Below are 26,177 nucleotides of genomic sequence, written 5' to 3'. Positions count from 1 at the left end.
GAGCCAACGTGCTCCACCAGCACGAGAGATCACCTCCGAACCAGGCGGATGCTCGCCCAAGCGCTGGTCTTCGTGTACGCCGCCCCCGTGTGATCACGTTCGGCGGCGGCAAAGTTCCTGGCACCGACCTTGATTTGGCGAGGGTGACGGCAAGTGAATGTCACTGCGAATGAGGCTAATTGAGCTGCGGTGCGAGCTGGCATTGACGGATGGCGACAGCTATCGACCGAAGGTCTTCCGCGCCGTAGGTCACCCTCTCGGTGTTCGGGGCGTCCAACCGGTCGTCGCCGGGTTTCCAGTCGCGCCTGCTTCGGTTGCCGACACGTGAAAGCCCGAGCGGTGGCAACCGGTCGGGCCAGCTCGAGTTTGATGAGCGCGCTCACGATGTTGTGACGGCTCAGTGCCCGAGGCGGACAATCGGCGAGATCAGCACTGTGTCGCGCACCGTTTCCTGGCGTTGCGCGGCGCCATGATTACCTATGGCAGAACCCGTATCCGCCGCGGTCACGCGGCCTGGTCGAATCTTGGAGTTCGCCGTCGCAAGTTCATCCGCCGCCTGGGAGTCGGTGCGTCATGTCCATGAGGGCGGTCTTGGCGCGGCGGGGTCAGCGGTCAGCGGTCAGCAAGTTCGTCACGTGCAGCAACCCGCGACCAGCAGGCCGTCTCGAATGCCAGTGGCTTGGTCCACGTTTCACGGTTGGCAGCGGCTGGTTTCCTGAATCGTCGGCATGTACCGATAAAACGCCGCTATCACCTCTTCCGCGCTGAGGTAGGCATACCCGAGAGTGGCAGCGAGCCGGGGCGCCTCACTCACGTCGGCAAGCTCGGTCGGCCGAACGGGTGAGACCAACGCGCAGTACGCCGCGGCCGGCGGCGAGGAACCGGCTAACGCCGACAACACCAGGGCGACGTTAGCTGGCTCCGACGACGGGATCAACTCTGCGACCACAGGCAGGACGTGGCCCGGCCTAATGAAGTCTTGCGGCCTGCTGGCTGAATTACTAAGCCGCCGAATGGTTTCGGCGCGATCCGCGGCGGAGATCCCTGTCGTGATGCCCGCGCTGGCGTCCACGGCCACGTGAGCGTGCGGACATCGCGAGCCGGAATCGACCGGCATGGGCGGGATGCCAAGCGCGCGAATTCGACGGGCCTCCAATGCCACGTGAAGGAGACCTGAGCCGTGTCGGATTAGAGCAGCCGCGTTGGCGGCGAGCGCCGATCGTCCGTTGATCATAACGAACGCCCACGGCAGCGCGCCGACCACAACGGGTGTTCCGTTTCGAAGCGACGTGAGTGCATCCGACACGGACGGCACGTCACGAAGTCCGCGAGGAACTTCGTCGAGCATGCCCATCATGCGTTCAGCGCCGACCAGTGGTCGCGATCGAGGCGGGGGAACTTGGAGCGGAAGTAGACCAGTGGATGCGATTGCGGGTCGTCGATCGAACTGAGCGCCAGGACGTGCGCGGTGACGATCTCGTGATCGCCACCGGCGTATATCTTGCCGACCTCGCATTCCACCCACGCCTGGCAGTCACCGATTACCGGCGCACCCGTGCGGGCGCCCGGAAACCACCGCACATCACCGAATTTGGGGCCGCCCGACTTCGCAAACGTTCGCGCCACCGCCTCCTGCCGACTGGACAGAATGTTGACTACGAACTTCCCCGACGCCCGGATCGCAGGCCAACTCGTTGATCTCCGATCGATCGAAACCAGTACCATCGCCGGCTCGAGCGACAGTGCCATGAAGGACTGAATCGTCAGCCCCACCGGTCCATCCGGTCCGGTACCGGCGACGATCGCCACCCCTGTGGGAAAGTGCCCGAGCACGTCGCGGAAGTTCGTCGTCACGCCATCAGCTCCGCTGCTGCCTGATGCGCATGGCCGTTTCGATTGCGTCGTTCTCCGGTGCATCGGAGTTGCCGTACGGCCGGGCGAACACCATGTACAGACCGCCTACCGCCAACACCACGGCAAGGCCGATGAGGACGATCCACCTGTCGATGAAACCTAGGCTCGGATCGCCGGGCAACGCGAGCAGGACCATCGCGAAGACTCCGTAGACAAGAGCCAGGACGTTGACCAGCCATCCCGCCGGTCCCAGTGTCCATGGTCCCGCCGGGCGCCAGCCCTTGATCCGCTGACGAAGCGCGGCGAGCACGACCATCTGGAAGCAGACGTAGATGCCGAGCACGGCAAAGGCGGTTACCTGAACAACGCTGTCTGGTTTGAAGTACAGCCAGACGGTGATCACCATGGGCGCCGAGCACGCGGCGATCATTGCGTTGCGCGGAACTGCACCGCTGCCTGCCACTTCCTGGTGCAGCTTCGAAAGCCACTTGCTACCCGGCAGCATGTTGTCTCGCGCGAAGCTGTAGAGGAGTCGGCTGAGGGCCGCCTGTTGCGAAAGCGCCGCCGAAAGAAAGATGGTCGCCGCGACCACGAGCAGAAATTTCATGCCGACTTCGCCGGTGCTGCCGCGGACGATCGCCGGAATGGGATCTGCGATGTCACCGTTCACGATCTCCTGCAGGTTGGGCGCAGCAAGGACGAAGCCGGCGTAGGCAACAAACGCCGCGACGAGTCCGATCACGATGGTGAGGATCATTGCGACGGGAATCCTCCGCTCCGGATCCTTCACCTCCTCGGCGACGTCACCGCAAGCTTCGAACCCATAGAACTGCCAGAGACCGACGAGCGCAGCGAGCATGAACGCCCCCAGATACGAACCCTCTGCCCCGACACCTAGCGTGTCGAAGAGGACGCCAAAGGAGTTTCGCCGCTCGAAGAGGAGAAGGTACAGACCGAGTGCCACTACGCCGACGAGTTCGCAATAGAAGCCGATGCGCACCACGAAGGCCAGAGTCCTGGTTCCCGTGCTGTTCAATACGAACGCCACCGCGAGCAGACCCAGGCCGATTATCAGAGCCGTCATACTCGTGAGCACGACGTGGAACAGGTTCGCCAAGAAGGGAACTGCGAACTGCACGACGGCTGTCGTCGTCGCGATGAGCGCCGCTATATAGGTCCATGCAGCCATCCACGCGTACCTGCGTCCCCACAGGCGCCTCGTCCAGGGGTAGATGCCGCCGGTAATCGGATACTGGGAGACCACTTCTCCGAAGACCAGCGCGACGAGTAGCTGCCCGAGTGCGACGATGGGAAACCACCAGATGGACGGCGGGCCGGCTGTCGCGAGGCCGAGGGCGAAGATGGACAGCACGCCCGCGCCCGGCGACAGATACGTGAATCCGAGCGAGAAATTCGAGACGAGCCCGATCGAGCGTTTGAAGTCCTCGCTTTTCTCTGCGGCCGGCACCGTCACCCGTTCGGGTGGCATGACTGACTCTGACATACGACGTGTTTCCTTCCGCCAGGTGCGAGGGGATCTGCGTCCATCGTGATCGCCAGGCCATGACGCGCTCATGGTCGAGTCGGGAACGTCCCGAACGAGACTTTGGACATTTGTAGGAACTACGAGCCGGCTCAAAATAACGCTGGGTGGCGAGTGTGTCAACAGTTGGCGCCAAACCGTCTCTCGCAGAACATGAGTCGGATCGGTGTATCGAACCGCTTTACATCTTGACACGCCCACGTCGTGGCCCTACGGTTGCCGAACGCACATATTTCTACAAACGTCCAAATTAAACCGTCCCGCAAACGCTGCGGCAACTCACCGAAACCAATTGCCGTTCAACCGACTTGCGGTTGGAGATGGACGCGGCGCGCATGCCACTGATGAAAGGGTGACCCCCGGAAATGAAGTTCGGCCTCTTCAACATCCCCTACTCGCGCGACTATGCCCACGGGCGACGCTCGGCAAAGGAAGTCATCGACTGGGATCTCACCCTCACCCAGTGGGCTGATGGGTTCGGTTGGGAAGAAGTGTATTTCGCGGAGCACTACACACTCGGTGGTGAACCGAGCCCAGCTCCCGAGGTAATGATCGCGGCCGCGTCCCAGCTCACCAGCAACGTTCGTCTGGGCGCTGCGGCGCACCTCTTGGCCTATCACAACCCGATCGCGCTGGCGCACCGCACCATGTGGCTCGATCATATGACCGGCGGTCGCTACATCGCCGGATTCGCCCCCGGCGCGTTCCCGAGCGACGCGCAGCTCTTCAACACCGGTAGGAATAACCCGCAGATGATGGTCGAGGCGATGGAGATAGTAGAGGCGATCTGGACCAGGACGGGGCCGTTCCGCATCGAGGGAAAGTTCTGGACCGTCGACATGCCCGCCTACAGCGACGACATCCACGGACCGCATCTGAAGCCGCGGCAGGAGCGCATCCCCGTGATCATGACCGGTATGCAGGCCACGTCGCCGACGCTGACGACGGCGGGGGAGCGCGGCTACCTGCCGATGAGCCAGCAGGTTCACAACAGCGTCCTGATAGAGCACTGGAAGGCCTACTCCGAGGCAGCCGAAGGGGCCGGATTCACCCCCGATCGCTCGCAGTGGCGCGTCTGCCGGGACGTGCTCGTCGCCGACAGTGACGAGGAGGCGCGCGACGCCTACCTCAATGGGGCCATGGGTGATCTGTGGGGCAACTACAACATCCCGACGTTCATCCAACTTGGTATTGGCGATCTCCTCTCCGGCGGCACCGTCCCCAAGGAGGACCTCAACGCCGAGTGGATGGTCGACAACTTCCACATCGTGGGCTCACCGCAGACCGTAGCCGACAAGATCACCGAGATGTATGACCAGGTGGGTGGTTTCGGGACGCTGATCTCGTTCGGACACGACTATGCAAGCGACCCAAGTGTGTACCGGCGCAGCTTTGAACTCATCGGTACCAAGGTCACCGAACTCGTCTCCCACCTGTCGGCATGAGCGAGTCACGACTGCTGATCGGCAAGGTCGTCTTCGTATCCGGCGGCGCACGCGGCATGGGTGCAGCGCATGTCCGCAGGATGGCGGAGGAAGGCGCACGAGTCCACTTCGGCGACATCGCGGACGAGCTCGGCGAGAAGTACTGCGCCGAACTGCTCGGTGAACAGCTGAACGTCACCTATCACCATCTCGACGTGACCGACGCCGCCAGCTGGACCTGTGCGATGGACGGCGTGGCCGCGACCGAGGGCAGGCTCGACGTCCTGGTCAACAATGCGGGGGTGCTGGATCTCGCCGGCCTCGACGATGCGACCGAAGAATCCTGGCGCAGGACCATCGACGTCAACCAGACCGGCGTGTTCCTCGGCGCGAGGGCCGCCCTGCCGCTACTTCGTCGTGCGGTAGCACCGTCGATCGTGAACGTGTCTTCGATATTCGGCTTGGTCGGCGGAACGGGTTACGTGGCCTACACGGCCTCCAAGGGCGCGGTGACGCTGATGACCAAGACGCTTGCCTTCACGTATGGCCCTGAAGGTATTCGCTGCAACAGCATTCATCCCGGCTACATCGACACGCCGATGCTCGAGGAGGAACTCGCCGGACTGCCCGCGGGGTCGGCGGAGGCGGTCATCGCACAGATTCCACTGCGGAGGTTCGCCCGGCCGGAAGAGGTGTCCGAGATCGTCGTGTTCCTGGCGTCCGATCGAGCCTCCTACATGTCCGGTGCCGAGGTCGTGATCGACGGCGGACTGCTGGCGGGCCGATGAATTCCGTTCGTCGCGAATGCGAGACGACCCGACAAGGGGAGCGCGATGTTTGACCTGAAGGGTAAAGTCGCCCTGATCACCGGCGCAGCTCGCGGTCAGGGACGCTCACACGCGTTGCGACTCGCGGAAGCCGGGGCCTCGATCATCGGCATCGACATCTGCAGGCAGATCGACACCGTGCCGTACGCCATGGGTACCCGCGACGACCTCGACCGGACTGCGGAAGAGGTTCGGGCACAGGGCGGAAGGGTGTTGACGCTCGAGGCGGACGTGCGAAGCTCGGCGGACCTCGATGCAGCGGTGCGTGAGGCAGTCCGCGAGTTCGGCGGCATCGACATCGTGGTGGCAAACGCGGGAACAGTCAACGGGATCGCGCCGATGTGGGAGCTGTCGGACGAGCAGTTCCGCGACCAACTCGACGTCAACCTCACGGGTGTGTGGCGGACGATCAAGGCCACGGTGCCGCAGCTAATCCGGCAGCAGCGCGGCGGATCGATCATCCTCATCAGCTCCATCTCCGGAATCGTCGCCGAACTGAACGTCGGACACTACTCGGCGTCCAAGCACGGGGTGAATGGCCTGATGCGGACGCTGGCAGCAGAACTGGCCCCGCACTCCATTCGGGTCAACAGCGTCAACCCGACGAACGTCAACACGCCGATGATCGACAACGAGGCCTACAATCATCTCTTCTCCGGGGGCAAAGAGGGTGCCACCCAGAAGGATTCGCTATCTGCGCTGCAAGGAATGAACGGGCTTCCCGTGCCCTTCGTCGAACCCGTGGACATCAGCAACGCGATCATCTACCTCGCGTCGGAGGCGGGTCGCTACGTCACCGGCACGACTCACGTCGTCGATGCCGGCGCGACCGCGCCGTTCAAGGCGCCTCAGCTCTGACTCAAAGACCAATCGCCGCACCTGGCTGAGGTATCGTTTCGCCGGTGAAGAGGTCGGGTAGTCGCTCGGAGGCGACGGCGGCGGCACTCGTCGAAGCGGTCCTCGAGATCGTGCGCGAATCCGGTGTGAAGAGCGTGACGCACCGCAAGGTGTGCAGCCGTGCGGGGGTGGCGTTGGGGAGCAGCACCTACCACTACGAGACACTCGACGCTCTGATTCTGGATGCATTCGCGCACTACGTCGATACCGTCTCCGTGAAGTACGAGGAGTACTTCGCAGCGGTGACCTGCGACGAGGAGTTGATCGACGCGATGCTTCGGGTGACGACGATCCTCACGACCGACGTCGGCAATGCGATCCTCGACTGGGAGTTGCTCGCGGAGGCCGCCCGCGAGGATGCGTATCGCACTCTGGCGCAGCACTGGTCGCACCGCGCGCGCTCCGCGATCGAGGCTTACGTGTCGAAGCGCACGGCGTACATGCTCGAGACGATTTGGGATGGGACGACCATCCAGCGAGTGCTCAACGGAACGCAGCTCAGCGATGGGGATCTCCGGGACCTGATCGGTGCGGCGCTCGCGTTGGATACCGAGCGCAAGTATCCAGAAGCGCCAGTCCAGCCACGGGCGGCGGCGCGGACGTCATCAGCCAAGACGGCAAGGCGATCAGCAGCCGCCGTCCGCCGCTCAACCAAGGTGTAGCCGAAGCGGCCGCGACACGCAATCATGATTTTGCGCGCCGACACGTGCGACTCCAGCGCGCGGGTGTCCTCCGAGTCAAGCCACGGCCCGACTGTCTTCCCAAGGGTCGGGTGTATGACATCTCGCGAGGTCAGAACTCTCACCTGATCGTGCAGCAGACCCCCAACGTACCGGCGGCGCCCACGACGTCTGTCGGGAACAACCGCTGCGGATACAGCGGTCGGTGAGCATCACGGTTGCCTCTCGGAGCCTTCCACGTCGTTGTGGCCGAGGGTTTCGACGAACCGAGGCCCGATCTTCTGCAGCTCGTCGCGGTAGCCATCGGCCCACTCGCCGAATGGCCGATGGGCCAGATATTCGTTGCGGAACCGGTCGTCCTCGGAGACCTCGGTGGCACAGAACTCGGGGATCGTGAGATCGACCACCGGGGCGTTGCGCTCGACCTCGGCCAGTAGCAGGGGCGCGTTGCGGCCCAGGAACCGGTCGACGATCCAGCCGTCCTCGCCCAGCCACGCCGAGTAGCGGACCTTGATGACGACATGCTCGGCGCGGGAGACGATCTGCCCGGCGACCGTCGGGTCGAGTTCGCGCTCGGCTTCGTAGCGGGTGCCGCCGACGGCCGGCCCCTTGGCGGTCATGGTTCCCATCGCGTCGGCGTCGACGCGGCCCAGTGCCTCGACGAGATCCGGGAGTGAAGTGTTCAGTTCGGTGGGCGCGGGGCCCTGCAAGCGAACGCGAACCGCATAGCCGTCTGCGGCGAACAGGTAGGCCTGCAAGATCAGCGAGGGCCGCGGATCGAAAGCGGTGACGGCGGGCATCTCGCGGACGTAGAACTTCCGCTCGAATTCGAAATCACCGGAGTTGGACTCAGACACATCCCGACGTTAGCCCGCGGATGCCTCATTGGCTTGCATGCGGAGCGGTGTCCGCCCTGATCGCGCGGACCGCGGTGCCGAACCCAGGCCCTGGCGGGAACGTCGTGGGCGCGACGCCTCACACGGGGCCGCGCACCCAGCGTCTGCGGACCACGTTCACTCCAACGGTTCGGGCGTGAAGGTGACGTCGACGCCGCCTACGGTCATCGTCACCTGACCTTCCATCACCATCACCTGCGCCGAGACCCGTCGGTCAACGGTCTGGGCCAGTTGCTGCACCGGTGCGTGCGGTGTGCACCACCGACAGGTTCGGCAGCCCCGCCACCTTGGGTCCCACGGTCCGCCACCAAGTGGCGACGCCGGCGGCGAACGGGAACAACAGCACCTGCTCGGCCTGCCGGGCTGCCTTGCCCAGGGCGCGTTCATCGGGCTGGCCGACGTTGATCCACTCCAGGATCCGGCCCGTGTAGTCCGCGAGTCGCAGGTCCGGGACGCCGGGAGTGGACAGGCCCGCCCCGAACGTCAACTCACCGTCGATGTCGCCGAGCCGGTGTGCGCGCAGCCCAAACGCCAACAACCGCACCACCATCCGCTCATCGGTCTCACTGGGATGACGGGCCACGGTCAGCGTGTGATCGGCGTAGTAACCGTGGTCGACATCGGAGACGCCAAGTTCGACTTTGAACACCGTTGCAGAAAGGGCCACGTCATAGTGTCCACCCTGGTGGTGTTCCCCGAGTAGTCGGGACGCTTGGGGCGGTCACGCCGTCGTCGTGGGGCGCGCCCTGGCCCACGCCGCCGACGTCGAGGTCGAGACTGCCGCGTCCGCCTGGTGATCGACGGCGGGGAGGCGTCCGGAGCTTGCGTGCAGGCTCTGGTTATCCGCGAGACCAGCACCGAGTCGCGAAAGGCGCTGCCAGGGATATTGTTTCGATGGATGGTAGCGCTTCAGATCAGCTCATTGCCTCTTACGCTGACCTCTCGGTGGAGCGCTTCTCGCACGACCTGGACTTCCGGCCGCTTGAGCGCGTCGCGGCGAGCCGCCAGAGTGACCGCTACTCGAGTAGGCGGTAAGTAGGCGGCGACGGGCCTCAATTCAGGCGCCGTGTGTGCAACGAATTTGCTCAGGAATCCTATCCCGATACCTCGGCGCGTGGCCTCGAGCTGGGCGAAGATATTCGTCGAACTGAACCCCAACGACACATTGGGCACGAGGCTCGACAAATCGATTTCGTGCACCTTCTCCAATTCCTCTACGAACCAGATGATGGGGTGCTTGGCCAGCTCGCTCGTCGAGTCCGGGTTGCCGTGCTCTCGCAGATAATTCTCACTCGCATAGAACCCGTTGTCATATTCACACAGCAGTTCGGTATGAAGCCTCGTTGCGGGCGGCGGAGGTCCGGGAGTCACTGCGATGTCGAAGGTGGTGTCCCGCAAGGTCAGCTCCCGTGCGCCGGTCGCCAGCTCGATGCGAAGTCGGGGGTGTTGCCGGCGCACGCGCGCCATCGCGGGGGTCACGAAGAAGGTGCCAAAGCCGTCTGCGGCCGTGATCCGAACCGTGGCCGTCAGCCCTGGCGGCTCGGACGGACCGGCGGCCTGGGCGGCCAGCCCGACGGCGCGCTCGATCGTTCTCGCGTGCTCGACGACCGCACGACCCGGCTCGGTGAGAACCCACCCTTCGTCGACGCGGGCCAGTAAGCGGGCACCCAGGGTTTGTTCGAGCGCTTGTAGGCGGCGCGACACCGTCGAGCGATCGACGCCCAAGCCCTTGGCTGCAGAGGTCAGCCGACCCGTTTCGGCGACCGCCGCGAGATAGCGCAAGTCGTCGGCTCGTACGGACCGCGGGTCGCTCAACGCCTCTCTCCATGGCTCGCTGGCAGGTGCACATTTGCAGGCTCGGTGTGCGCATCTGGGCCTTGAGAATCCGCCGTCGGTGAACCTAACTTCATAACTGAGCCCTCTCCGACCTCGCCCGACGCTGCGTCAACGTCACCTGGGTTCATACCAATGTTCTGCCGCCCGCGCTTCGCGTCGTCTGCCATCAGGGCAGATGTTGGTGACGTGACGTACGGGCACGCGCTGCCAAAGTTGAAGGGACGCTCATGCCGCTTGCTCGCATTGACCTGCTCGAAGGAAAGTCAGCACAGTACCGACGAACCATTGCCGACGTGGTCTACGAGCAGATGATCGAATGCCTCGGCGTGCCGGAGGACCGCTTCCAGACCATCACTGAACACAAGCCGGAGAACTTCCTGTTCGACGCGGATTACCTCAGCTATTACCGGTCCGAGAATTGCATCTTCATTCAGCTGATCTTCCTCGACGTCGCCAGCGCAGACCAGAAGGCCGCGTTCTACCGGGCCGTCGTCGACGACTTGCAAGCCAAACTGCACGTCCGACCCGAGGACGTGTTCTTCAACCTCATAACCGTCGACTCGCCTGACTTCTCCATGGGCATGGGGCGCGCCACCTACGTCAACGGAGTGCCGACTGATCGGCTCGATCCCGATTCCATTCCAGGCTGAAGAGCCAAATCTCGTTACCCGTGCTGCGGGAATCCGCCACCCTTCCTCCCGAAAGGACACGACCGTGACAACCCCAGCAACGACGTTGAAGAAGGTGCTCATCACCGGAGCCGGAACCGGCTTCGGATACGAAGTCGCGATGCGCCTGGCCGAGAAGGGCTTCGACGTGGTGGCCGCCGTCGAGATCTACGGCCAGGTGCAGACCCTGAAGCGACAAGCCGACGTACGTGGGGTAACCCTGCAGGTCGAGAAGCTCGACGTCACCAATGACGGCGACCGCCGCAAGGCCCTCGACTGGGGCATCGAGGTTCTCGTCAACAACGCCGGCGTCGGTGAAGGCGGTTCCACCGTCGACATTCCCGCAGACAACATCCGTCACCAGTTCGAGGTCAACGTCACCGGACCGCTGCTGCTGACCCAGGGCATCGCCAAGCAGATGGCCAAACGTGGATCCGGACGCATCATCTGGGGACCGCTGCTGCTGACCCAGGGCATCGCCAAGCAGATGGCCAAACGTGGATCCGGACGCATCATCTGGGTGTCCTCCCGCGAGGGGCTCAACGTCAACCCCTTTACCGGCCTTTACTCCGCCTCCAAGCACGCCGTGGAGGCCATCGCCGAGAGCATGAAGGACGAGTTGCAGGAGTTCGGCGTGGAAGTCGCGACCATGAACCCAGGTCCGTTCCTCACCGGTTTCAACGACCGCATCTTCCAGACATGGCAGAGCTGGGAGGACGACCCGCAGCAGCGGTTGTTCGACTACTCGAAGCTGGCCTTTCCCCGGGCGCAGTTCAACCCCGAACCCGTGTACGCGACGCTGCGCCCTCGCCGCCGGGGAGATCGACAGCTACCGGAACCTGGAGCCGAAGTCGATGCTCGAGGAGACCAAGAGCCTCGTCGAGGCGCCCTGGAGCAAGAAGACCACCGACGGTCTCGGCACCCGCAACGACGGCATCCAGAAATCGTTCGACATGACCCCAGAGCAACTACGCGACGACCAAGACCCGATCCCCGCGCCTTGAGCGGCCAAACCCGAAGGGACTCAATGAGCGCCGAGATCGTCTACTCCGACGCAACCAGGCTCGCGGAACTGATTCGGAGCCGCGAGGTTTCACCGGTCGAGGTCGTGCAGGCCCACCTTGACCGCATCGAGGCGGTCAACCCGAAGCTCAACGCGATCGTGACCATCGCCGAGGACGCGATCGCCGCAGCACGGACCGCGGAGGCGGCCGTCATGTCAGGTGAGGAGCTCGGTTCTCTGCACGGAGTTCCGTTCACCGTCAAGGATTCCATCGACACCGCCGGGCTCTTGACCCAACGCGGGTCGCCAATCTTCAGGGGCCGCATCCCTGAACGCGATGCCACCAGCGTCGCACGCATGAAGGCGGCCGGGGCAATCGTGCTGGCGAAGACGAACCTGCCGGAGTTCTCCTACATGGTCGAAAGCGACAACCTGCTGACCGGGCGGACCAGCAACCCCTGGAATCTCGAGCGCACGTCAGGAGGGTCGAGCGGCGGGGAATCGGCGGCGATCGCGGCGGGTCTGTCGCCGCTCGGACTCGGGACCGACCTGGCCATCTCGGTGCGGGGACCGGCAGCGCAGACCGGCATCACTTCGATGAAGCCGACCCACGGTCGGATTCCCATGACGGGGGTGTGGCCACGGGTGCCACGGCGCAACTGGCACGTGGGGCCGATGGCCCGCAGCGTGCGCGACGTCGCGCTGGCGTACTCGCTTATGGCCGGACCGGACGGGGCGGACGGATTCGCCTCCAGCACCGTCGATTTCGACGCCGGCGTCGGCTCCTCACCCGACCGCCCGCTGCGGGTGGGGTGGCTCGTCGAGCCAGGCTTCGGCCCGATCGACCCCGAGGTGGCAGCGATCGTGCAGGCAGCAGCCGACGCGCTCGGGGGCGCAGGTTGCACCGTGGAGCCGGTTCGCATTGCCGCGCTGGAGCGCGACTTCGCGCTCGACGTCTACAACAAGCTTCACGTGATGGAGATGAAGCCGGCCTTCGAAGAGGCGGTCGCGGGTCGTCCGGACAGCGAGGTCTACAAGGCGGCCAGGTTCATGTTCGGGCTTCCGGATACGTCCATGACGGACTTCATCGAAGCCGAACAGGCCGCGGAGCGGCTGCGGGACGGTTTCGCCGACTACTTCCAACGGTACGACGCCCTGATCACCCCCGTTCAGCCTCTCCCGGCGCAACGGCATGGCGTCGAGGAGTTCGTCATCAACGGGCAGACAGTGGACGCCACGTACCTACAGGGTTCCACCGTCCCCTTGAACATCACGGGGCTTCCGGGTCTGACCATCAGGTTCGGCACCAGCTCGGACGGGATGCCGATCAACGTCCAGTTGGTGTCCAGCTGGCAAGCGGAGTCGACCATCCTGCACCTGGGCGCCCTGCTCGAGGGTGTGAGCCCGGTGCGCGACCTCCACCCAGACTTGGGCTGACGGGACCTGACGACCATGAAGACATTCATCATCGGCATCACCGGCGGCGTGGGCGGACAGACGGCGCGCCAGCTGCGGGCGCGCGGAGACGATGTTGCCGGCCTCATCCGTCGGCCCGAGCAGCAGGCCGAGCTCGTGGAGTTCGGCGCCGAGGGCAGGGTCGGCGATCTCACCGAGCTGACTCCAGAAGCGTTGGCGGAGTTGATGGGTCCCGTCGACGTCGCCCTCTTCAGCGCGGGGTCCGGCGGTGGTGACATGCAGGCGACCACCGCGATCGACGGTGACGGCGTCGGCAAGGCCATCGAAGCCGCCGCGATCGCTGGGGTAGGGCGCTTCGTCCTGGTGTCGGTCTTCCCCGAGGCATGGCGTGACCGCGACGAGGGTGAGGGTTTCGAGCATTACATCCGGGTGAAGAAGGGCGCCGACGTCGCGCTGACGAGGAGCGACCTGGATTGGGTGATTCTGCGTCCGGCCGCCCTCCTCGACGATCCCGGGCGAGGATCGATCACCCTGGGGCCAGCGGAGATTCACGACGAAGTGTCGCGCGCCGACGTGGCGGCCACTCTCGCCGAGATCATCCACCAACCGGGGATCAGTCGACAGATCCTGGAACTCACCGCAGGCGACGTTCCCATTCCCGATGCCGTTGCCGCCAACGTCCGTCGAGAAACCGCATGACCGAGACCAGTGACGACGACGTGGGCTCGGGACCACTGCACTATCGCGACGCGACGAGCCTCGCGGCGGGCATAGCGGGTGGGCACGTCTCGTCGCGCGAGGTCGTCCAAGCCCATCTCGACCGCATCGCGGAGGTCAACCCGCAGATCAACGCGATGGTCACGTTGCGCGCGGAGGCTGCACTGCGCGAGGCCGACGTTGCCGACGAGGTCGTCGGGCGCGGTGTCCAACTTGGCCCACTGCATGGGGTTCCGTTCACCATCAAGGATTCCCTCGACACCGCGGGCATACCCACCCAGCGCGGTACCAAGCTGTTCGCGGGCTTCGTTCCCGAATCGGACGCCACCGCCGTGGCGCGATTCAAGGCCGCAGGTGCCATTCCCCTCGCGAAGACCAATCTTCCCGAGTTCTCCGCCTGGACCGAAACCGACAACCTCCTCACCGGGCGCACGAACAACCCCTGGAAGCTGGACCGAACCCCGGGCGGTTCGTCCGGGGGAGAGGCTGCTGCGCTCGCCGCGGGTATGTCGCCGATCGGCATCGGCAGTGACGTCGCCATTTCGGTGCGTGGCCCAGCGGCCCTGACCGGCGTCGCTGCGCTGAAGGCGACCCACGGTCGCATCCCCTACACCGGGCACTTCCCGACGGTGACGTCGGCCTGGTGGCACGTCGGTCCCATGGCTCGCACCGTGCGTGACGTAGCCCTTGGACACGCCGTCCTCAATGGTCCCGACGGAAGGGACGGCTACGCCGTGCACGACGAGCACACGGCCGCCGCGAGCACCCGCGTCGCGGGCCAGACCATCCGCGTCGGCTGGGTCTCGGACGACGCATTCGCTCCAGTGGATCCCGAGGTGACCGCCGCCGTCGCGCGTGCTGCCGGCCAGCTGGCCGAGCTGGGCTGTCACGTCGAGCAGGTTCGGGTGCCGTTCATCGAGGAGGCCCGGCCCCTCAAGACGCTCATGACGTTGGTGAACAGCGAATTGACGCCTTACATCAAGAGATTGGCGGCAGGTCGGGAAGACCTGCTGTCGTCCATCGGCGCCGAGATCGTCCAGATGAGCGACCCCACGTTCGGCGACGTGCTGGCCGCCCGGTCGAGGACCGAATCGCTACGGTCCGCCTTCGCCGGTTACTTCCACCGCTTCGACGTCCTGCTCTGCCCGGTCACCCCGATCACTGCGCCGCCGCACGCAATGGCCACGCTCGAGGTCGACGGCGTCGAGGTGCCGTCGGCGCACGTCATGGACGCCACCTCGGTGTTCAATCTCACCGGCCTGCCCGCGCTGTCCGTGCCATTCGGACTCAGTTCTGAAGAGCTTCCGATCGGCATCCAGCTGGTGTCCAGATGGTTCGACGAGTCCACCATCCTGCGCCTCGGCGGCCTACTGGAACGCCGGGGCGGCCTCGGCAACCGCCGGCCAGGCGGCTTCGCTCGACCCTCCACGTAGCGTGAATGCTTCGCCCGGTGGCTGGAACGCCGAGAAAGACGTGCAATCAACCAGAGTCGGCGATCCGGTCGGTAATGGCCTCGGCCGCTCTGCCGAGCCCGATCAGCTCCGCCTTCGTCAACGGTTCCACCACCAGTTCACGGACCTTCGCGACGTGCAACGGGGCCGCCGTGGCAACCCGCCTCATACCCGCCTTCGTGAGCTCGACCACGCTCACCCTGCCGTCATCGGCGCAGACACTCTTGATCACCAACCCGTTGTCCGAGAGGCGCCTGACCACGTGCGACAACCGCGACAACGACGAGTTGGCACGGGCGGCCAGCTCCGACATCCGCAGCGTCCTGTCGTCGGCTTCCGACAGATTCGCCAGCACCAGGTACTCGAACGTCGTCAATCCGGTGGTGCGCTGGAGATCGCTTTCCAGGGCCGCCGGAAGCTCCATGACCAACGCCAGGAGCTGGCGCCATGCGCGCTGCTGATCGTCGTCGAGCCACACCGTTTTGGGCCGACGAGGTTCACGCTTGGGTCGCGTCATGGCGACGACCCGGTGGCGTCCCATCGCACAGCTGTCATCCAGACCTCCTCATCCGCCTGAAGGATAGTTCCACCGTCAACCATCGACCGTGAGCGGCCAGCGGGCCGGGCCACGAGTGCGATGCGGGCTATTGGTTGACGCGTCACATTAATTCGGTCTAGGGTGATTGAAGCATCAACCAATGCCCCCGCTGCCCGTGCCCGCGTGAATGCGTCACTCGCAGGTGCAACCGCTCGGGGCCAACCCCGTTCGCACGCCTACGTCTTCGAGGAGCCCCCCGTGAACATCGCGGCATGGATCGCGTCCGGATTACTCGCCGAGGTGGCCGCCGCTGTTGGTCGGACTGCGGAGCTCGTCCGATGACCGGCACTCCGCAATATGCCATCGTGGGCACCGGCAGCATCGGCACGATTCTGGCGCAACGGTTTTCCGACCACCACGTCCCAACGCTCTGGGCCAACACGCGTGGCCCGGAGACGATCGACGTCACCGAACTGTCCGCATCGGTCACACCGACCACCCTCGACACAGCCCTGGATGCAGACGTCATCGTCCTGGCCATTCCGTTCCTCGAGGTCCGTGAGCTGGGTGGTCGCCGCACAGACTGGTCGGGCAAAGTTGTCGTGGACACCACGAACGCGTTCTTGGTCCCCAACTCCGAGCAAATCCTCGGCGGACGCCTGTCGACCGAGTACAACGCCGAGGCGTTTCCGGGCGCCGCGGTGGTCAAGTCGTTCAACCAAACGGCCGCCAGGCAGCTCGCCGAGAAGCGCCCACCCGAATTTGGGAAACGCGTTGTCTTCGCGGCAAGCAACGACTCCGCGGCAAGCACGGCCGTAGCCGGGCTGTGCACCGATCTCGGCTTCGCCCCCATCGAACTCGGACGTCTCGACGAGGGTGGTGTACTGATCCAGGCCCGCAACGCCCTGGTCTTACGCGAACTCTACGAGCTGCCGACCGAACTCGAGAAGAGCGTCGAGGCGACGTCGGCGGTTGGGCGGGATCTCACCCCCGGCACGTGGACGATCGACCCCGTCCACTCGTCCATCACGTTCTCGGTTCGCCACTTGATGGTCGGCAAGGTCCGTGGGCGGTTCGGCGACTTCTCCGGGTCGATCACACTGCCCGAGAACGGAACTCCAAGCATTACGGCGACCATCGCGGTCGGGTCGGTGGACACCGGCAACCCAGCCCGCGACGAGCACCTGCGAGCACCCGACGTCTTCGGCGCCGACGAGTTCCCCGCCGCGACCCTCGTCTCGGTCGACATGCACGGCACCGGGCAGGACGACTGGGTGCTCGTGATCGACTTCACCTTGCGCGGAATCACCAAACGCCTACCACTGGCGTTCTCATTCCTCGGCGTGAGCGCTGGCATGGGTCACGGTGAAGTGGCCGGGTTCGACGGCGCGATCACATTGCGGCGCAGTGATTTCGGCGTCCTGACCGACACTCCCCTGCTGGCCGGGGGCGGCCCGATGCTCGGAGACACCGTCGACGTCACCGTCAGTCTAGAGGCGGTCAAGGCGCCTGCGGCGCCGACGGTATGACAGGCCGAGGTCAGGTTCGGTCGCCGGCGATTGTGATGAGCCGAAATTCGCTCCTTCGCAACAGTTTCAGAATGGTGCGCTGCGGCTGCGGATAGGCGTCCATGCCAGCCGCCGTCGAGTAGGGTTCGAGCCCCGTCACCCGGTACAGTGCTCCGCCGACCAGGACCTCGCCACGACCGTTGGCGGCCAGGTTGCGACACCAGGCGACGTCGGCGCCGTAGGTCAGCTCGGCCACGAAGCCGCCGGCGACGCGGGCCAGGATCAACGGCGTTTCATACGTTCGCCCGCTGCGCCGTCCGGTGTGCCGCAACAGGGCGAAGGGTCCGCGGCCCGAGCGCGCCGCGGCAAGGGCCAGGGGGTTGATGGTCCGCGCCAACACTCGCAAGTACGTGCGCTTCACCCAGCCAGGCTTCATGTCACGTCCCTTTGCGTCGCCCGTCGCAACAGCGCGCAGTTTATCGGCATAATTGGACCGATCGCGGACGTTTCCCGAGGCAGCCCAACGCAGCGGTCGGCGGTCGTACGCTGAGGGCGATGTTCGACGAGTCGGAGATTCGCTTCCTGAGCCTTGGCGACCGTCGCTTGGCATACGAGGTGCGTGGCGAGGGTCCGCCCCTCGTTGCGCCGGCGTGGTGGGTGAGCCACCTCGAACTGGACTGGCAGAGCCCCGGCGTTCGGCGATTCTGGGAGGGTGTGGCGCGCGACCACACGCTGATCCGCTACGACCGGCTCGGAGTCGGCATGTCGGATCACACCCTGAGCGCGTCGGATCTGACGCTCGACGGTGAAGTCGCGATGTTGAGTGCACTTCTCGACGAACTCGGGCTCGACCGCGTCTCGCTCATCGGCGGGTCTTCCGGCAGTTGCACCGCCGTCGGCTTCGCCGCGTCGCTCCCGGAGCGGGTCGACCGCCTGGTGCTCTACGGGTCCTACCCGGACGGCGCCGCGCTGACCACTCCGGGCGTTGCGGACGCGATCGTGGCGGCGGTGCACGCCCATTGGGGCCTCGGGTCACGACTGCTCGGTGACATCTTCCTCGGAGACGCCGACGCCGCAGAGCGGGATCGCTTCGCGCGGCTGCAGCGCGAGTCCACCACCGCGGACATCGCCGCCGAGATGTTGCGTCTGGTCTACCGCCTCGACGTCCGGGACCACCTGGCTCTGGTGCGTCAGCCCACCACCGTCATACATCGACGCGACGACCGCGCCGTGCCGTTCCCGTTCGGGCGGGAGGTCGCAGCCGCGATTCCCGGTGCCAGATTGGTTCCGCTGCAGGGATCTTCGCACTTTCCGTGGCACGGTGACGTCGACTCCGTGATCCGCGCGTGCCGTCAGGCGTTGGCGGTCTCGCGACCGACGACATCCGACGGGACGACGGCCGACGCGGTTCTGCTGTCGGGTCGGGAGCGCGAGATCCTCGCCTGCGTGGCGAGCGGGTTGGGTGACCGTGAGATCGCCGAGCAGTTGGGCCTGAGCCCACATACCGTGCACCGCCACGTTGCCAACATCCGCGACAAACTCGGCAGCCCGTCGCGGACTGCTGCAGTGGCCGAGGCTGCGCGCCTGGGACTGCTGCTGTAGCCGTTATCGGCCATTGCCGGAAGATGGCCCCCTTGGGGGATGCGCGCCGTGGCGGGAGCTTCGTAGGTTCACGGCATGTCCAACGTGGGATGCACCGAACCGCCCGTCACGACGGCGCCCGCCTGGTGGTTGCGGGTGATGGCCGTCGTCTACGACCCCTTTCTGTGGTGTGGCGAGGTTTCCGGCATGCGGCGACGGCGCAGGGCCCTGCTGGCCGGCGCCCGAGGGCACGTGCTCGAAATCGGTGCTGGCACAGGCCTGAACGTGGCCCACTATCCCACTGACGTCGACGACCTCGTGCTCGCCGAGCCCGAGCCCACGATGCGTCGCAAGCTCGCACGACGCGTCGACGGGCTGGCTCGGCCGGCGCGGATCGTCGACGCGGCGGCCGAAAGCTTGCCGTTGGCCGATTCGTCCGTCGACACCGTGGTGTCGACGCTGGTGCTCTGTACGGTCGCCGAGCCCGAACGGGCGCTCCGCGAGATCGCCCGCGTCCTGCGCCCGGACGGCGAGTTGCTGTTCATCGAACACGTCCGGGCGGAGTCCCCCTTCCGTGCGGCGTGCCAAGACAGGCTCTTGCGCCCATGGCGCGAGTTCGCCGGCGGCTGCGTGTGCAATCGCCCCACCCCAGACCTGATGCGCGTCTGTGGGTTCAGAGTGACGGCCGACGACGCCGTATGGCGCGGGATGCCGGCGATCGTCCGTCCGCTGAGGATTGGCCGGGCCGCCAAGGGCCGCGCGGTCGTCTCGGGGTGAGACCGGGTCTTCAGACCGCTCCGCCATCGAAGCCCAACGCCGTCAGTTCGGAATGGCGACACTCATTCCGCCGTCCAGCATCCATACCGCACCAACCGCGAAACTTGCGAGATCGGATCCGAGGAACGCCACGGCGTGAGCGATCTCGATGGGATCGGCCGCGCGTTTGATCGGAGCGCCCTTGCCGTGCTCGACGAGGTCGTCGGGGTCGCCGAGGATGTTGGTGACGACGTCACCGGAACCGATGGCGTTCACTCGGATGCCGTGGTCGATTCCCTCCAGGGCGGCGGTTCGCGTCAGTTGTGCCAGCGCTCCCTTGGAAGCGGCATAGGCAGAGATCGTGCCGAAGCTCTGAAAGCACGCATAGGACCCGATGTTGACGATCGCTCCACGTCGACGAGGGGCCATGACTCGCATGGCTTCACGCGTGTGCAGGAAGGCTCCGGTGACGTTGACGCCCAGGATTCGGTTCCAGTCGTCGAGCGTCGTCTCGACGATGGGCTTGTTGATGATGACGCCAGCGTTGTTGATCAGGATGTCGAGTCCGCCGAAGCGGTCCTCGGCCAAGGCGACAGCGTCGGTCGCCGCGCGTTCGGTGGTGACGTCGCCGACGAACGGCACCACGCCGTCGAGGCCCGAGAACACCTCCACCACATCGGGATTGACGTCCTCGGCGACCACGCTTACGCCGTATTCCTGCAGTAGTCGAGCAACGGCCAGACCGACTCCACTGGCTGCCCCGGTCACCAGGGCGACCTTGCCGTCCAAATTCGCGCCGAGATGATCAACGGTCATGATTCCTCCTCGAGTTGGATTCGCGACAAACGGTTGAATACAACGCTACGTAGCGTAGCGTTGGGTGTCAAACAAGACGTCAACCAAGCAACTGAGGGCGGTTACGATGTCGGTCCGACGACGCGGGGAGCGGCCGATGGCACCAAAGAGGGGCGCCGAAACCACGGCCCTGATCCTGACGGAGGCCTTGCGCCTCGGGGGCGAGGTCGGTTACGAGGCACTCACCATGGAGCGGCTGGCCGAGCGAACCGGCGTCGCGAAGACGACGATCTACCGGCGTTGGCCCAACATCTCGACGGTGGTGATGGATGCCTTCTTGGCCGAAGCCGATCTGGCCTCGCCAATTGCCGACCTGCCAAGCGCGCGCGAAAGCCTCTCCGTGTCGCTGAGATCGTTGGTTGGTCTGTACCGCGGCCCGCGCGGCGAGACGTTGCGCGCGCTGATCGCACGCGCACAGTCAGACGACGAACTGCGCACGGCGGTGATCACGCACTGGGTAGAGCCGAGGAGGGAAACGGCCAGGGCGATCATCCAAAAGGGCATGGCGGCCAGAGAAATTCGCAGCGGGCTGGACCCCGACGTCATCCTGGACATGCTGTACGGGCCGATATATCACCGGATGCTCGTTCCCTACCACGGCGCGGAACTGTCCGACTCCTACGTCGACGGCCTCGTCGAGGCGGTCTTCGGCGGTGTCGGCGCCTGACATTTGCGGGACGACGAAGAACTCGTCATCTCGCGCAAGACGGCCATCGTCGTCGACTGAGGATCGTCCCGCAGAGAAAACCGCTCGCCCCTCGGGCGTCCGAGGACCACCATGGCTTCGCGACGACGATGGCGGGCACGGGGCTTCACCTCCACGGCTCTGGGGCACTGGGCCGGCAGTCTCGGCTCGGGCGTCGCAGGTGCACGCCTTGTTAACCTCTCTTCATGCCGCGCAAACTCAGTGAGGAACAAATCGAGGCGTTTCTCGACAGCCGCCCGGGCTGGGCGATACTGAGCACCATCGACGAGGACGGATTCCCGCACTCGGTACCCCTTGGGTACTTTCGCCTGGGCCACGACATCGTCATGGGTGTGCGCGACGGGACGCGCAAGGTTGCCAACGTCGAAGGCAACCAGAACGTGAGTGTCTTGCTCGAAGACGGCTCGAGCATGGCCGATATCCGGGGAGTGATGTTCCAAGGTCACGCCCGCATCGTTCGCGAACGAAGCGAAGCACTCGAGCTCGCGAGAGAAGGTGCCCGGGCGCGGGGCGTTCCAGAGTCCGAGTGGCCCACCGAACCGAGACCTGGCGCCGCCTACATCCGCATGACACCCGTGAGAACGTTGTCTTGGGATTACGGAAGCCCGACGCCAGATCAGGCTTAGCGTCGCCCGTGGCCTGGGGGACCATTTCATGCCGCCGAGTCGAGACCATCTAGGTCGAAGGCGTTGCGACACAGTGTCTTTCACGTTTCCTGCCACGCGGACCGTCTCGTGGTGACCGGAGCGACTTTGCCACCCGAGTGCGGATGTGACATGTTCGTAGCAGAGCCCCGACGCGGGCTTCCGGACGATGGGTGCCGTACCCGGTGTGCGACAAGACGGCCCGGGGAGATTCTCGTGTCCTGGGTGGCGTTGGTCGTATCGGGTGTCCTGGAAGCCGTGTGGGCAACAGCCCTCGACAAGTCCGAGGGATTCAGCAAGCCGTCGCCAAGCGTGGTGTTCTTGGTGGCGCTCGTCGCCAGCATGGGGGGATTGGCCTACGCGATGCGGGACCTGCCGGTCGGGACCGCCTACGCCGTCTGGGTGGGGATCGGCGCAGTCCTCACCGTGGTCTACGCGATGGCGACGGGGGACGAACCGGCGTCGCTCCTCAAGGCGGCGTTCTTGGTGATGATCATCGGCGGCGTGGTCGGACTCAAGCTCGCGCATTGACCCACCCATCGGGTGCCCAGCCGGTAGGGCCGCCGCCACGGCTGCAGGCCGTCTGCAAGGCTGCTCGTCATCGAATCACCGAGGAGAACGATGTCGACACCGCGGGACGCCGCTTCGCTTGAACCCCTGACCACCCACGGGCCGCCTCGCGCGTGGGCCGCCGTCGCGGTGCTCGCCCTGGTCGGCACCCTCAACTACGTCGACCGCTTCCTGCCGGGTGTGCTGGCCGAGCCCATCAAGAAGGATCTGGCGTTGTCCGACACCGCAATCGGCGTCATCAACGGGTTCGGGTTCCTCATCGTCTATGCCGTTTTGGGCATCGTGATCGCACGTTTCGCCGACCGCGGCATTTTCGGCGCGATCATCGCCGGTTGCCTGACGTTGTGGGGTGCGATGACGATGCTGGGTGGCGCGGTTCAGTCCGGCGTCCAGCTCGCGCTTACCCGCGTCGGAGTGGCCATCGGCGAGGCGGGCAGCACACCGGCGGCGCACGCCTACGTGGCGCGCAACTTCGTCCCGGAGAAACGGTCGGCGCCGCTGGCGGTCATCACCATGTCGATCCCGTTGGCGAGTGCCGCCAGCCTCATCGGCGGGGGCCTGCTCGCCGAGAGCATGGGCTGGCGAATGGCCTTCGTGGTGATGGGCGGCATCAGTGTGCTGTTGGCACCCCTGGTGTTGTGGGTGGTGGGCAGCCGCCAGCGCCTACCCACCCCGCCCGTGCGGGAACGCGCCGCGGCGCTGAACTGGTGGGATCTGCTGCGCAAGCACAGCTTTCTGGCCATGGTGGCCGGCACCGCGTTGGTGTCGGCGGCCGGCTATTCGCTGACCACCTTCGCGCCCGCGTTCCTGATGCGCACCCGGGGTATGTCGCTCGGCGAGGTCGGTGTGGAGTACGGCGTGGCCGCTGGCGTGCTCGGAGTCCTCGGACTGCTGATCGTCGGACGGATCGCCGACCGGCTGGCCACCCGCGATCCGCGCTGGTTGCTGTGGATCGTGGTCATCCTGATTGCGGCTCTGCTGCCGGCGTCGGTGTTGGCGTTCGTGGTCGAGAGCCGCATGTGGTGCGTGTGGCTGCTGGCGCTGGCCTACGTCATCGGGACCGCGTATCTGGCGCCGTCCATCGCGGCCATCCAGCGTCTGGTGCTCCCCGAGCAGCGCGCGACGGCGTCGGCCATCTTCTTGTTCTTCAACGCGACGCTGGGCGCGGTCGGGCCGTTCCTGACCGGTGTGATCAGCGATTCGCTGACCGCGGAGCTGGGCCCGCAGGCGCTGGGCCGGGCACTGCTGATCCTGGTGCCGACCATGCAGCTGGTGGCGATCGGTTGCTACGCGCTTGCCGCGCGGCGGTACCGCCGCGACATCGTCGAGGAGCCCTGACCAACCGCATTCACCCACGCGCGGTCAGGTCGTCGAGCAGCGCGAACAAGCGGTCCGCGATTCGTCCTGGTTCGTGCCGGTAGGCTCCGTGCTCGAATTCGTTGGTAATCCAGGGGCTGCAGTTTCCGAGCATCGAGACCGTTTCGAGCGCCATGGTTCGCTCGACGTACGCGTCGTCCCAGTACACCGTGCCGACGACGGGGACGGTATTCGCCTCCAGTCGTGCGATGTCGTACAGCGCCGGCCAATTATCTTGTTCTGCAAGGATATTCGCAGCTTCGCGGAGCGGGGTGAGCTCGGGCAGCTCGTCGAGCATCCACGGAAATATTGCCTCTCCCGTGAAATATGGTGCCGGCTGCGCATCGAGCGCGAAACGTGCGTCAGCGCGGCGCGCGCGCTCGGCGGCCCACCGAGTCGCCGGGCCGCTGGTGTAGACGGCCTCGTGAAGCACCGTGTAGATGGGGTTCGTCGCGGGCGACATCATCGAGGCGACCTGCGCATGAACGACGCCGCTGAGCATGCCGAGCTGCTCGAGGTCGTTGGCGGCGCGCTCGACGACCCCGTGCAGCTCGGCGGCTCCATGCTGCAGGCCGAGCATGTTGCCGAGCATCAGGAAACGGCGGGCACTGAGTCGCTGACCGCGGCCGTCGACGTCGTCGGCCGCCTCGAGATGGTCGACGATCCGTCTCACGCGGGGCGCATCCTGGGGAAACCGCGCGTAGTAGTCGGCATTGCGGCTCGCCACCTGCTTGAAGAGCCGGGCGCAGACATCGTCGGTCTCGTGCAGCACGGGCGCGAAACCGCCGGTGACGATCACACCGCGCAGATGCTCGGGCAGATACGAGAGGTATGTCAGTGAACAGAAACCGCCGAAGCTCTGACCGAAGACATACCAGTCGGTGTCCTGACCGTAGAGCGTGGCGCGCAGACGATCTGCGTCGCGCACGATCGAATCTTGTCGAAAGTGGCGAAGGTAGTCGGCAAGGCGCGTCGCGTCCGCGATGGGAAGGGCGCGCGCGTCGAGTGGGGTGCTGAGGCCGGTGCCGCGTTGATCCAACAACACCACTCTGTATCGCGTCAGCAGTTGTTCGAGCCAACTCCCGCGATGATCGGGAAACGCGACCTCGTGACCCGGACCGCCTTGGAACCACACGATGGCCGGCCGGCTCGCATCGCCGGCGTGCTCGGCGGCGACGACTTCCCGTGCGTGCAGGCTGATCTGGGGTCCCGTGGGATCACTCCAGTCGAGCGGTACCTCGATGCGGTGATTGGTCACCACCATGCGATCGATGGCGACGTGCGAGGGCGTCCGCAATTGCTGGATCAACTTAGGCTCCTAACCCGTGGCGGGTCGGCCACTCCACGATCCTATTGACGAGACCATGGCGAGGACTCGCTCGGGGCTGGCGGCGTGCCGTGGTCGAGGTGCGGCGATCGGGCAACCCCGACCGTTGGAGTCTGCCAACCCATTTCCGCTCGACTCGCGCCCATGTCGACGTGATCAGCGAGCGGCACGCAGATCACGGCTCAGTCCCTCTGCGTCGGCGTACTCGCGCGGGGTCGTCCCGAAGCGCGCGCGGAATTCCTTCGTGAAGTGCGACATGCTGGTGTATCCGACTGCGACGGACACGTCACCGACCCGCAGTCGGCGTTCGAGTAACAGTTCGCGCGCCCGCTCCAGCCGGGTCTCCTTGACGAACTGATAGGGCGACCTGCCGGTGAGTTCGCGAAACCGGCGCGAAAACGCAGACGAACTGAGGTTCACTTGCCGGGCAAGGATCTCGACCGTCAGTGGCTCGGACAGGTGCGCGTGGATGTAATTCAACGCCGCTGCAATGGAATTCCCGTCGTCCTGCTGGCCGGCAATCAAGAGGAGTTTGGAGAACCGGTCACGCTGCAAGATGCGGTACACCAGTTCCTGCAAGTACAGCGGAGCAAGTACCCGCCGGTCAGAATCCGCGGAAAGAGACTTCGTGAAGCGAAGGACGGCGCTCATGAGCTCCTCGTCGAGTTCGGACACGACGCTCTGGTCCCGACTCTCGGTCGGCGCCGCTAGGTGGTCTGCGACCCCGCGCCGACCGACCATCTCCGCCGAGACCTTGCGGACCACCGCCGGGTCTATCTGCAGCACGAAGGCGAGGAACGGTTTGTCTGGCGTTGCGTCCAGGATCTGCGACTGAAAGTGCAAGTTGCTTCTGAGCACCAGATATTGGTATTGGTCGTACACGTAGTGATGGCCGTCTGCGGTGACGGCCTTGCGGCCCTGGGCGACGATGCATACCGAGAGTGATTGAATCTCATCCCATTTCGGCACTGTCGGTTCGACGTACCGGTAGATCGTCATGCCGGGCCACAGGCCCACGTTGGCGCCGTCGCCATACGAGCGAGCCAAGAGTTCCTCGGCAAGGTCGTTCGACTTTTCGTCGTCCCCGGCGGGGTCACCGAGCATCCCGCCAACCTCCAGTTCCG

At 65.3% G+C, this 26,177-nt stretch carries 25 protein-coding genes, 1 pseudogene and 1 riboswitch; of the genes and pseudogenes, 15 read left to right on the top strand and 11 right to left on the bottom strand.

Annotated features, from left to right (window positions below):
• Positions 1-691: 691 nt before the first annotated feature.
• The 3 genes from H7J06_RS13570 to H7J06_RS13560 are packed head-to-tail and all read right to left on the bottom strand — an operon-like array spanning position 692 to position 3,343.
• Positions 692-1,357, bottom strand: coding sequence for a 3,4-dihydroxy-2-butanone-4-phosphate synthase (locus H7J06_RS13570; RefSeq protein ID WP_264039417.1), 666 nt, complete (start codon positions 1,355-1,357; stop codon positions 692-694).
• Complete coding sequence (locus H7J06_RS13565) at positions 1,354-1,854, bottom strand: flavin reductase family protein (RefSeq protein ID WP_264039416.1); 501 nt, start codon at positions 1,852-1,854, stop codon at positions 1,354-1,356. The genes H7J06_RS13570 and H7J06_RS13565 overlap by 4 nt, the downstream gene beginning before the upstream one ends.
• A gap of 4 nt (positions 1,855-1,858) precedes the next feature.
• Entirely contained in the window at positions 1,859-3,343 is a 1,485-nt protein-coding gene (locus H7J06_RS13560) for an APC family permease (protein WP_264039414.1), read from the bottom strand.
• Positions 3,344-3,762: 419 nt separating this feature from the next.
• On the opposite strand from H7J06_RS13560, the gene H7J06_RS13555 reads away from it, so the two are divergent.
• The 4 genes from H7J06_RS13555 (at position 3,763) to H7J06_RS13540 (ending at position 7,207) form a co-directional block, all read left to right on the top strand.
• A complete protein-coding gene (locus H7J06_RS13555; protein ID WP_264039413.1) occupies positions 3,763-4,842 on the top strand; it encodes an LLM class flavin-dependent oxidoreductase in 1,080 nt (359 codons plus the stop codon).
• Positions 4,839-5,609, top strand: a complete 771-nt coding sequence (locus H7J06_RS13550; RefSeq protein WP_264039412.1) for an SDR family NAD(P)-dependent oxidoreductase — start codon at positions 4,839-4,841, stop codon at positions 5,607-5,609. Before H7J06_RS13555 ends, H7J06_RS13550 begins: the two co-directional genes overlap by 4 nt.
• A 45-nt stretch (positions 5,610-5,654) precedes the next feature.
• Positions 5,655-6,506: a mycofactocin-coupled SDR family oxidoreductase gene (locus tag H7J06_RS13545; protein ID WP_264039411.1), complete on the top strand. Its 852-nt coding sequence runs from the start codon at positions 5,655-5,657 to the stop codon at positions 6,504-6,506.
• Positions 6,507-6,616: 110 nt separating this feature from the next.
• Entirely contained in the window at positions 6,617-7,207 is a 591-nt protein-coding gene (locus H7J06_RS13540) for a TetR/AcrR family transcriptional regulator (RefSeq protein WP_264039410.1), read from the top strand.
• A gap of 230 nt (positions 7,208-7,437) precedes the next feature.
• Here the strand turns inward: H7J06_RS13540 and H7J06_RS13535 are convergent, their stop codons facing one another.
• From H7J06_RS13535 to H7J06_RS13525, 3 genes and pseudogenes are all read right to left on the bottom strand, one after another.
• Positions 7,438-8,082: a CYTH domain-containing protein gene (locus H7J06_RS13535; RefSeq protein WP_264039409.1), complete on the bottom strand. Its 645-nt coding sequence runs from the start codon at positions 8,080-8,082 to the stop codon at positions 7,438-7,440.
• Positions 8,083-8,238: 156 nt separating this feature from the next.
• Positions 8,239-8,788: pseudogene (locus tag H7J06_RS13530) on the bottom strand (YaeQ family protein).
• 242 nt (positions 8,789-9,030) lie between these two features.
• The gene (locus tag H7J06_RS13525) at positions 9,031-9,903 is read right to left on the bottom strand and encodes a LysR family transcriptional regulator (RefSeq protein ID WP_264039408.1); all 873 of its coding nucleotides are present in this window, start codon (positions 9,901-9,903) and stop codon (positions 9,031-9,033) included.
• Between the two features lie 281 nt (positions 9,904-10,184).
• On the opposite strand from H7J06_RS13525, the gene H7J06_RS13520 reads away from it, so the two are divergent.
• The 4 genes from H7J06_RS13520 (at position 10,185) to H7J06_RS13505 (ending at position 15,194) form a co-directional block, all read left to right on the top strand.
• Positions 10,185-10,607, top strand: a complete 423-nt coding sequence (locus H7J06_RS13520; RefSeq protein ID WP_264039407.1) for a tautomerase family protein — start codon at positions 10,185-10,187, stop codon at positions 10,605-10,607.
• Between the two features lie 64 nt (positions 10,608-10,671).
• Positions 10,672-13,065 (top strand): SDR family NAD(P)-dependent oxidoreductase, encoded by a 2,394-nt coding sequence (locus H7J06_RS13515; RefSeq protein ID WP_264039406.1) that lies wholly within the window; start codon positions 10,672-10,674, stop codon positions 13,063-13,065.
• Between the two features lie 15 nt (positions 13,066-13,080).
• On the top strand, positions 13,081-13,743 hold the full coding sequence (locus H7J06_RS13510; protein WP_264039404.1) for an NAD(P)H-binding protein: 663 nt from the start codon (positions 13,081-13,083) through the stop codon (positions 13,741-13,743).
• Positions 13,740-15,194 carry an amidase gene (locus H7J06_RS13505; RefSeq protein ID WP_264039403.1) on the top strand — a complete coding sequence of 485 codons (1,455 nt, stop codon included), beginning with the start codon at positions 13,740-13,742 and terminating at the stop codon, positions 15,192-15,194. Before H7J06_RS13510 ends, H7J06_RS13505 begins: the two co-directional genes overlap by 4 nt.
• A 46-nt stretch (positions 15,195-15,240) precedes the next feature.
• On the opposite strand, the gene H7J06_RS13500 is transcribed toward H7J06_RS13505, so the two are convergent.
• Positions 15,241-15,729 carry a MarR family winged helix-turn-helix transcriptional regulator gene (locus H7J06_RS13500; protein WP_264039402.1) on the bottom strand — a complete coding sequence of 163 codons (489 nt, stop codon included), beginning with the start codon at positions 15,727-15,729 and terminating at the stop codon, positions 15,241-15,243.
• A gap of 359 nt (positions 15,730-16,088) precedes the next feature.
• Here H7J06_RS13500 and H7J06_RS32370 point away from each other — a divergent pair, with 359 nt between their 5' ends.
• Positions 16,089-17,279 carry a YceI family protein gene (locus tag H7J06_RS32370; protein WP_308205781.1) on the top strand — a complete coding sequence of 397 codons (1,191 nt, stop codon included), beginning with the start codon at positions 16,089-16,091 and terminating at the stop codon, positions 17,277-17,279.
• Positions 17,280-17,289: 10 nt separating this feature from the next.
• On the opposite strand, the gene H7J06_RS13485 is transcribed toward H7J06_RS32370, so the two are convergent.
• A complete protein-coding gene (locus H7J06_RS13485; protein WP_264039401.1) occupies positions 17,290-17,694 on the bottom strand; it encodes a nitroreductase/quinone reductase family protein in 405 nt (134 codons plus the stop codon).
• A gap of 119 nt (positions 17,695-17,813) precedes the next feature.
• Here H7J06_RS13485 and H7J06_RS13480 point away from each other — a divergent pair, with 119 nt between their 5' ends.
• A complete protein-coding gene (locus H7J06_RS13480; RefSeq protein WP_264039400.1) occupies positions 17,814-18,860 on the top strand; it encodes an alpha/beta fold hydrolase in 1,047 nt (348 codons plus the stop codon).
• A 75-nt stretch (positions 18,861-18,935) separates the two neighbouring features.
• Positions 18,936-19,616 (top strand): class I SAM-dependent methyltransferase, encoded by a 681-nt coding sequence (locus tag H7J06_RS13475; protein WP_264039399.1) that lies wholly within the window; start codon positions 18,936-18,938, stop codon positions 19,614-19,616.
• A gap of 42 nt (positions 19,617-19,658) precedes the next feature.
• Here H7J06_RS13475 and H7J06_RS13470 read toward each other — a convergent pair whose 3' ends face one another.
• Positions 19,659-20,411, bottom strand: a complete 753-nt coding sequence (locus H7J06_RS13470; RefSeq protein ID WP_264039398.1) for an SDR family NAD(P)-dependent oxidoreductase — start codon at positions 20,409-20,411, stop codon at positions 19,659-19,661.
• Between the two features lie 136 nt (positions 20,412-20,547).
• Between H7J06_RS13470 and H7J06_RS13465 the strand changes: the two genes are divergently transcribed.
• The 4 genes from H7J06_RS13465 (at position 20,548) to H7J06_RS13450 (ending at position 23,708) form a co-directional block, all read left to right on the top strand.
• Positions 20,548-21,117, top strand: a complete 570-nt coding sequence (locus H7J06_RS13465; RefSeq protein WP_264039397.1) for a TetR/AcrR family transcriptional regulator — start codon at positions 20,548-20,550, stop codon at positions 21,115-21,117.
• Positions 21,118-21,341: 224 nt separating this feature from the next.
• Positions 21,342-21,782, top strand: coding sequence for a pyridoxamine 5'-phosphate oxidase family protein (locus H7J06_RS13460; RefSeq protein WP_264039395.1), 441 nt, complete (start codon positions 21,342-21,344; stop codon positions 21,780-21,782).
• Between the two features lie 159 nt (positions 21,783-21,941).
• Positions 21,942-22,007, top strand: a riboswitch (guanidine-III (ykkC-III) riboswitch).
• A 9-nt stretch (positions 22,008-22,016) separates the two neighbouring features.
• Positions 22,017-22,331, top strand: coding sequence for a DMT family transporter (locus tag H7J06_RS13455; protein WP_264039394.1), 315 nt, complete (start codon positions 22,017-22,019; stop codon positions 22,329-22,331).
• Positions 22,332-22,421: 90 nt separating this feature from the next.
• A complete protein-coding gene (locus tag H7J06_RS13450; protein WP_264039393.1) occupies positions 22,422-23,708 on the top strand; it encodes a spinster family MFS transporter in 1,287 nt (428 codons plus the stop codon).
• A 10-nt stretch (positions 23,709-23,718) separates the two neighbouring features.
• Here H7J06_RS13450 and H7J06_RS13445 read toward each other — a convergent pair whose 3' ends face one another.
• Together H7J06_RS13445 and H7J06_RS13440 are read right to left on the bottom strand one after the other, a co-directional pair.
• Positions 23,719-25,035: an alpha/beta fold hydrolase gene (locus H7J06_RS13445; RefSeq protein WP_264039392.1), complete on the bottom strand. Its 1,317-nt coding sequence runs from the start codon at positions 25,033-25,035 to the stop codon at positions 23,719-23,721.
• Positions 25,036-25,209: 174 nt separating this feature from the next.
• Positions 25,210-26,157 (bottom strand): AraC family transcriptional regulator, encoded by a 948-nt coding sequence (locus H7J06_RS13440; protein WP_264039391.1) that lies wholly within the window; start codon positions 26,155-26,157, stop codon positions 25,210-25,212.
• Positions 26,158-26,177: the final 20 nt, after the last annotated feature.

Origin of the sequence: Mycolicibacterium hodleri (genome assembly GCF_025822245.1) — a bacterium.
Taxonomy (GTDB): Bacteria; Actinomycetota; Actinomycetes; order Mycobacteriales; family Mycobacteriaceae; genus Mycobacterium; species Mycobacterium hodleri.
The sequence above is the reverse complement of the archived record's forward strand: the minus strand, read 5'-3'. Positions and strand labels throughout refer to the sequence as shown.

What these genes read in the sequence shown, in the direction of transcription:
- H7J06_RS13570 (WP_264039417.1), bottom strand. Translation starts at nt 1,357, where the DNA reads ATGATGGGCATGCTCGACGAAGTTCCTCGCGGACTTCGTGACGTGCCG.
- H7J06_RS13560 (WP_264039414.1), bottom strand. Translation starts at nt 3,343, where the DNA reads ATGCCACCCGAACGGGTGACGGTGCCGGCCGCAGAGAAAAGCGAGGAC.
- H7J06_RS13555 (WP_264039413.1), top strand. Translation starts at nt 3,763, where the DNA reads ATGAAGTTCGGCCTCTTCAACATCCCCTACTCGCGCGACTATGCCCAC.
- H7J06_RS13550 (WP_264039412.1), top strand. Translation starts at nt 4,839, where the DNA reads ATGAGCGAGTCACGACTGCTGATCGGCAAGGTCGTCTTCGTATCCGGC.
- H7J06_RS13545 (WP_264039411.1), top strand. Translation starts at nt 5,655, where the DNA reads ATGTTTGACCTGAAGGGTAAAGTCGCCCTGATCACCGGCGCAGCTCGC.
- H7J06_RS13520 (WP_264039407.1), top strand. Translation starts at nt 10,185, where the DNA reads ATGCCGCTTGCTCGCATTGACCTGCTCGAAGGAAAGTCAGCACAGTAC.
- H7J06_RS13510 (WP_264039404.1), top strand. Translation starts at nt 13,081, where the DNA reads ATGAAGACATTCATCATCGGCATCACCGGCGGCGTGGGCGGACAGACG.
- H7J06_RS13505 (WP_264039403.1), top strand. Translation starts at nt 13,740, where the DNA reads ATGACCGAGACCAGTGACGACGACGTGGGCTCGGGACCACTGCACTAT.
- H7J06_RS13500 (WP_264039402.1), bottom strand. Translation starts at nt 15,729, where the DNA reads ATGACGCGACCCAAGCGTGAACCTCGTCGGCCCAAAACGGTGTGGCTC.
- H7J06_RS32370 (WP_308205781.1), top strand. Translation starts at nt 16,089, where the DNA reads ATGACCGGCACTCCGCAATATGCCATCGTGGGCACCGGCAGCATCGGC.
- H7J06_RS13485 (WP_264039401.1), bottom strand. Translation starts at nt 17,694, where the DNA reads ATGAAGCCTGGCTGGGTGAAGCGCACGTACTTGCGAGTGTTGGCGCGG.
- H7J06_RS13480 (WP_264039400.1), top strand. Translation starts at nt 17,814, where the DNA reads ATGTTCGACGAGTCGGAGATTCGCTTCCTGAGCCTTGGCGACCGTCGC.
- H7J06_RS13475 (WP_264039399.1), top strand. Translation starts at nt 18,936, where the DNA reads ATGTCCAACGTGGGATGCACCGAACCGCCCGTCACGACGGCGCCCGCC.
- H7J06_RS13470 (WP_264039398.1), bottom strand. Translation starts at nt 20,411, where the DNA reads ATGACCGTTGATCATCTCGGCGCGAATTTGGACGGCAAGGTCGCCCTG.
- H7J06_RS13465 (WP_264039397.1), top strand. Translation starts at nt 20,548, where the DNA reads ATGGCACCAAAGAGGGGCGCCGAAACCACGGCCCTGATCCTGACGGAG.
- H7J06_RS13460 (WP_264039395.1), top strand. Translation starts at nt 21,342, where the DNA reads ATGCCGCGCAAACTCAGTGAGGAACAAATCGAGGCGTTTCTCGACAGC.
- H7J06_RS13450 (WP_264039393.1), top strand. Translation starts at nt 22,422, where the DNA reads ATGTCGACACCGCGGGACGCCGCTTCGCTTGAACCCCTGACCACCCAC.
- H7J06_RS13440 (WP_264039391.1), bottom strand. Translation starts at nt 26,157, where the DNA reads ATGCTCGGTGACCCCGCCGGGGACGACGAAAAGTCGAACGACCTTGCC.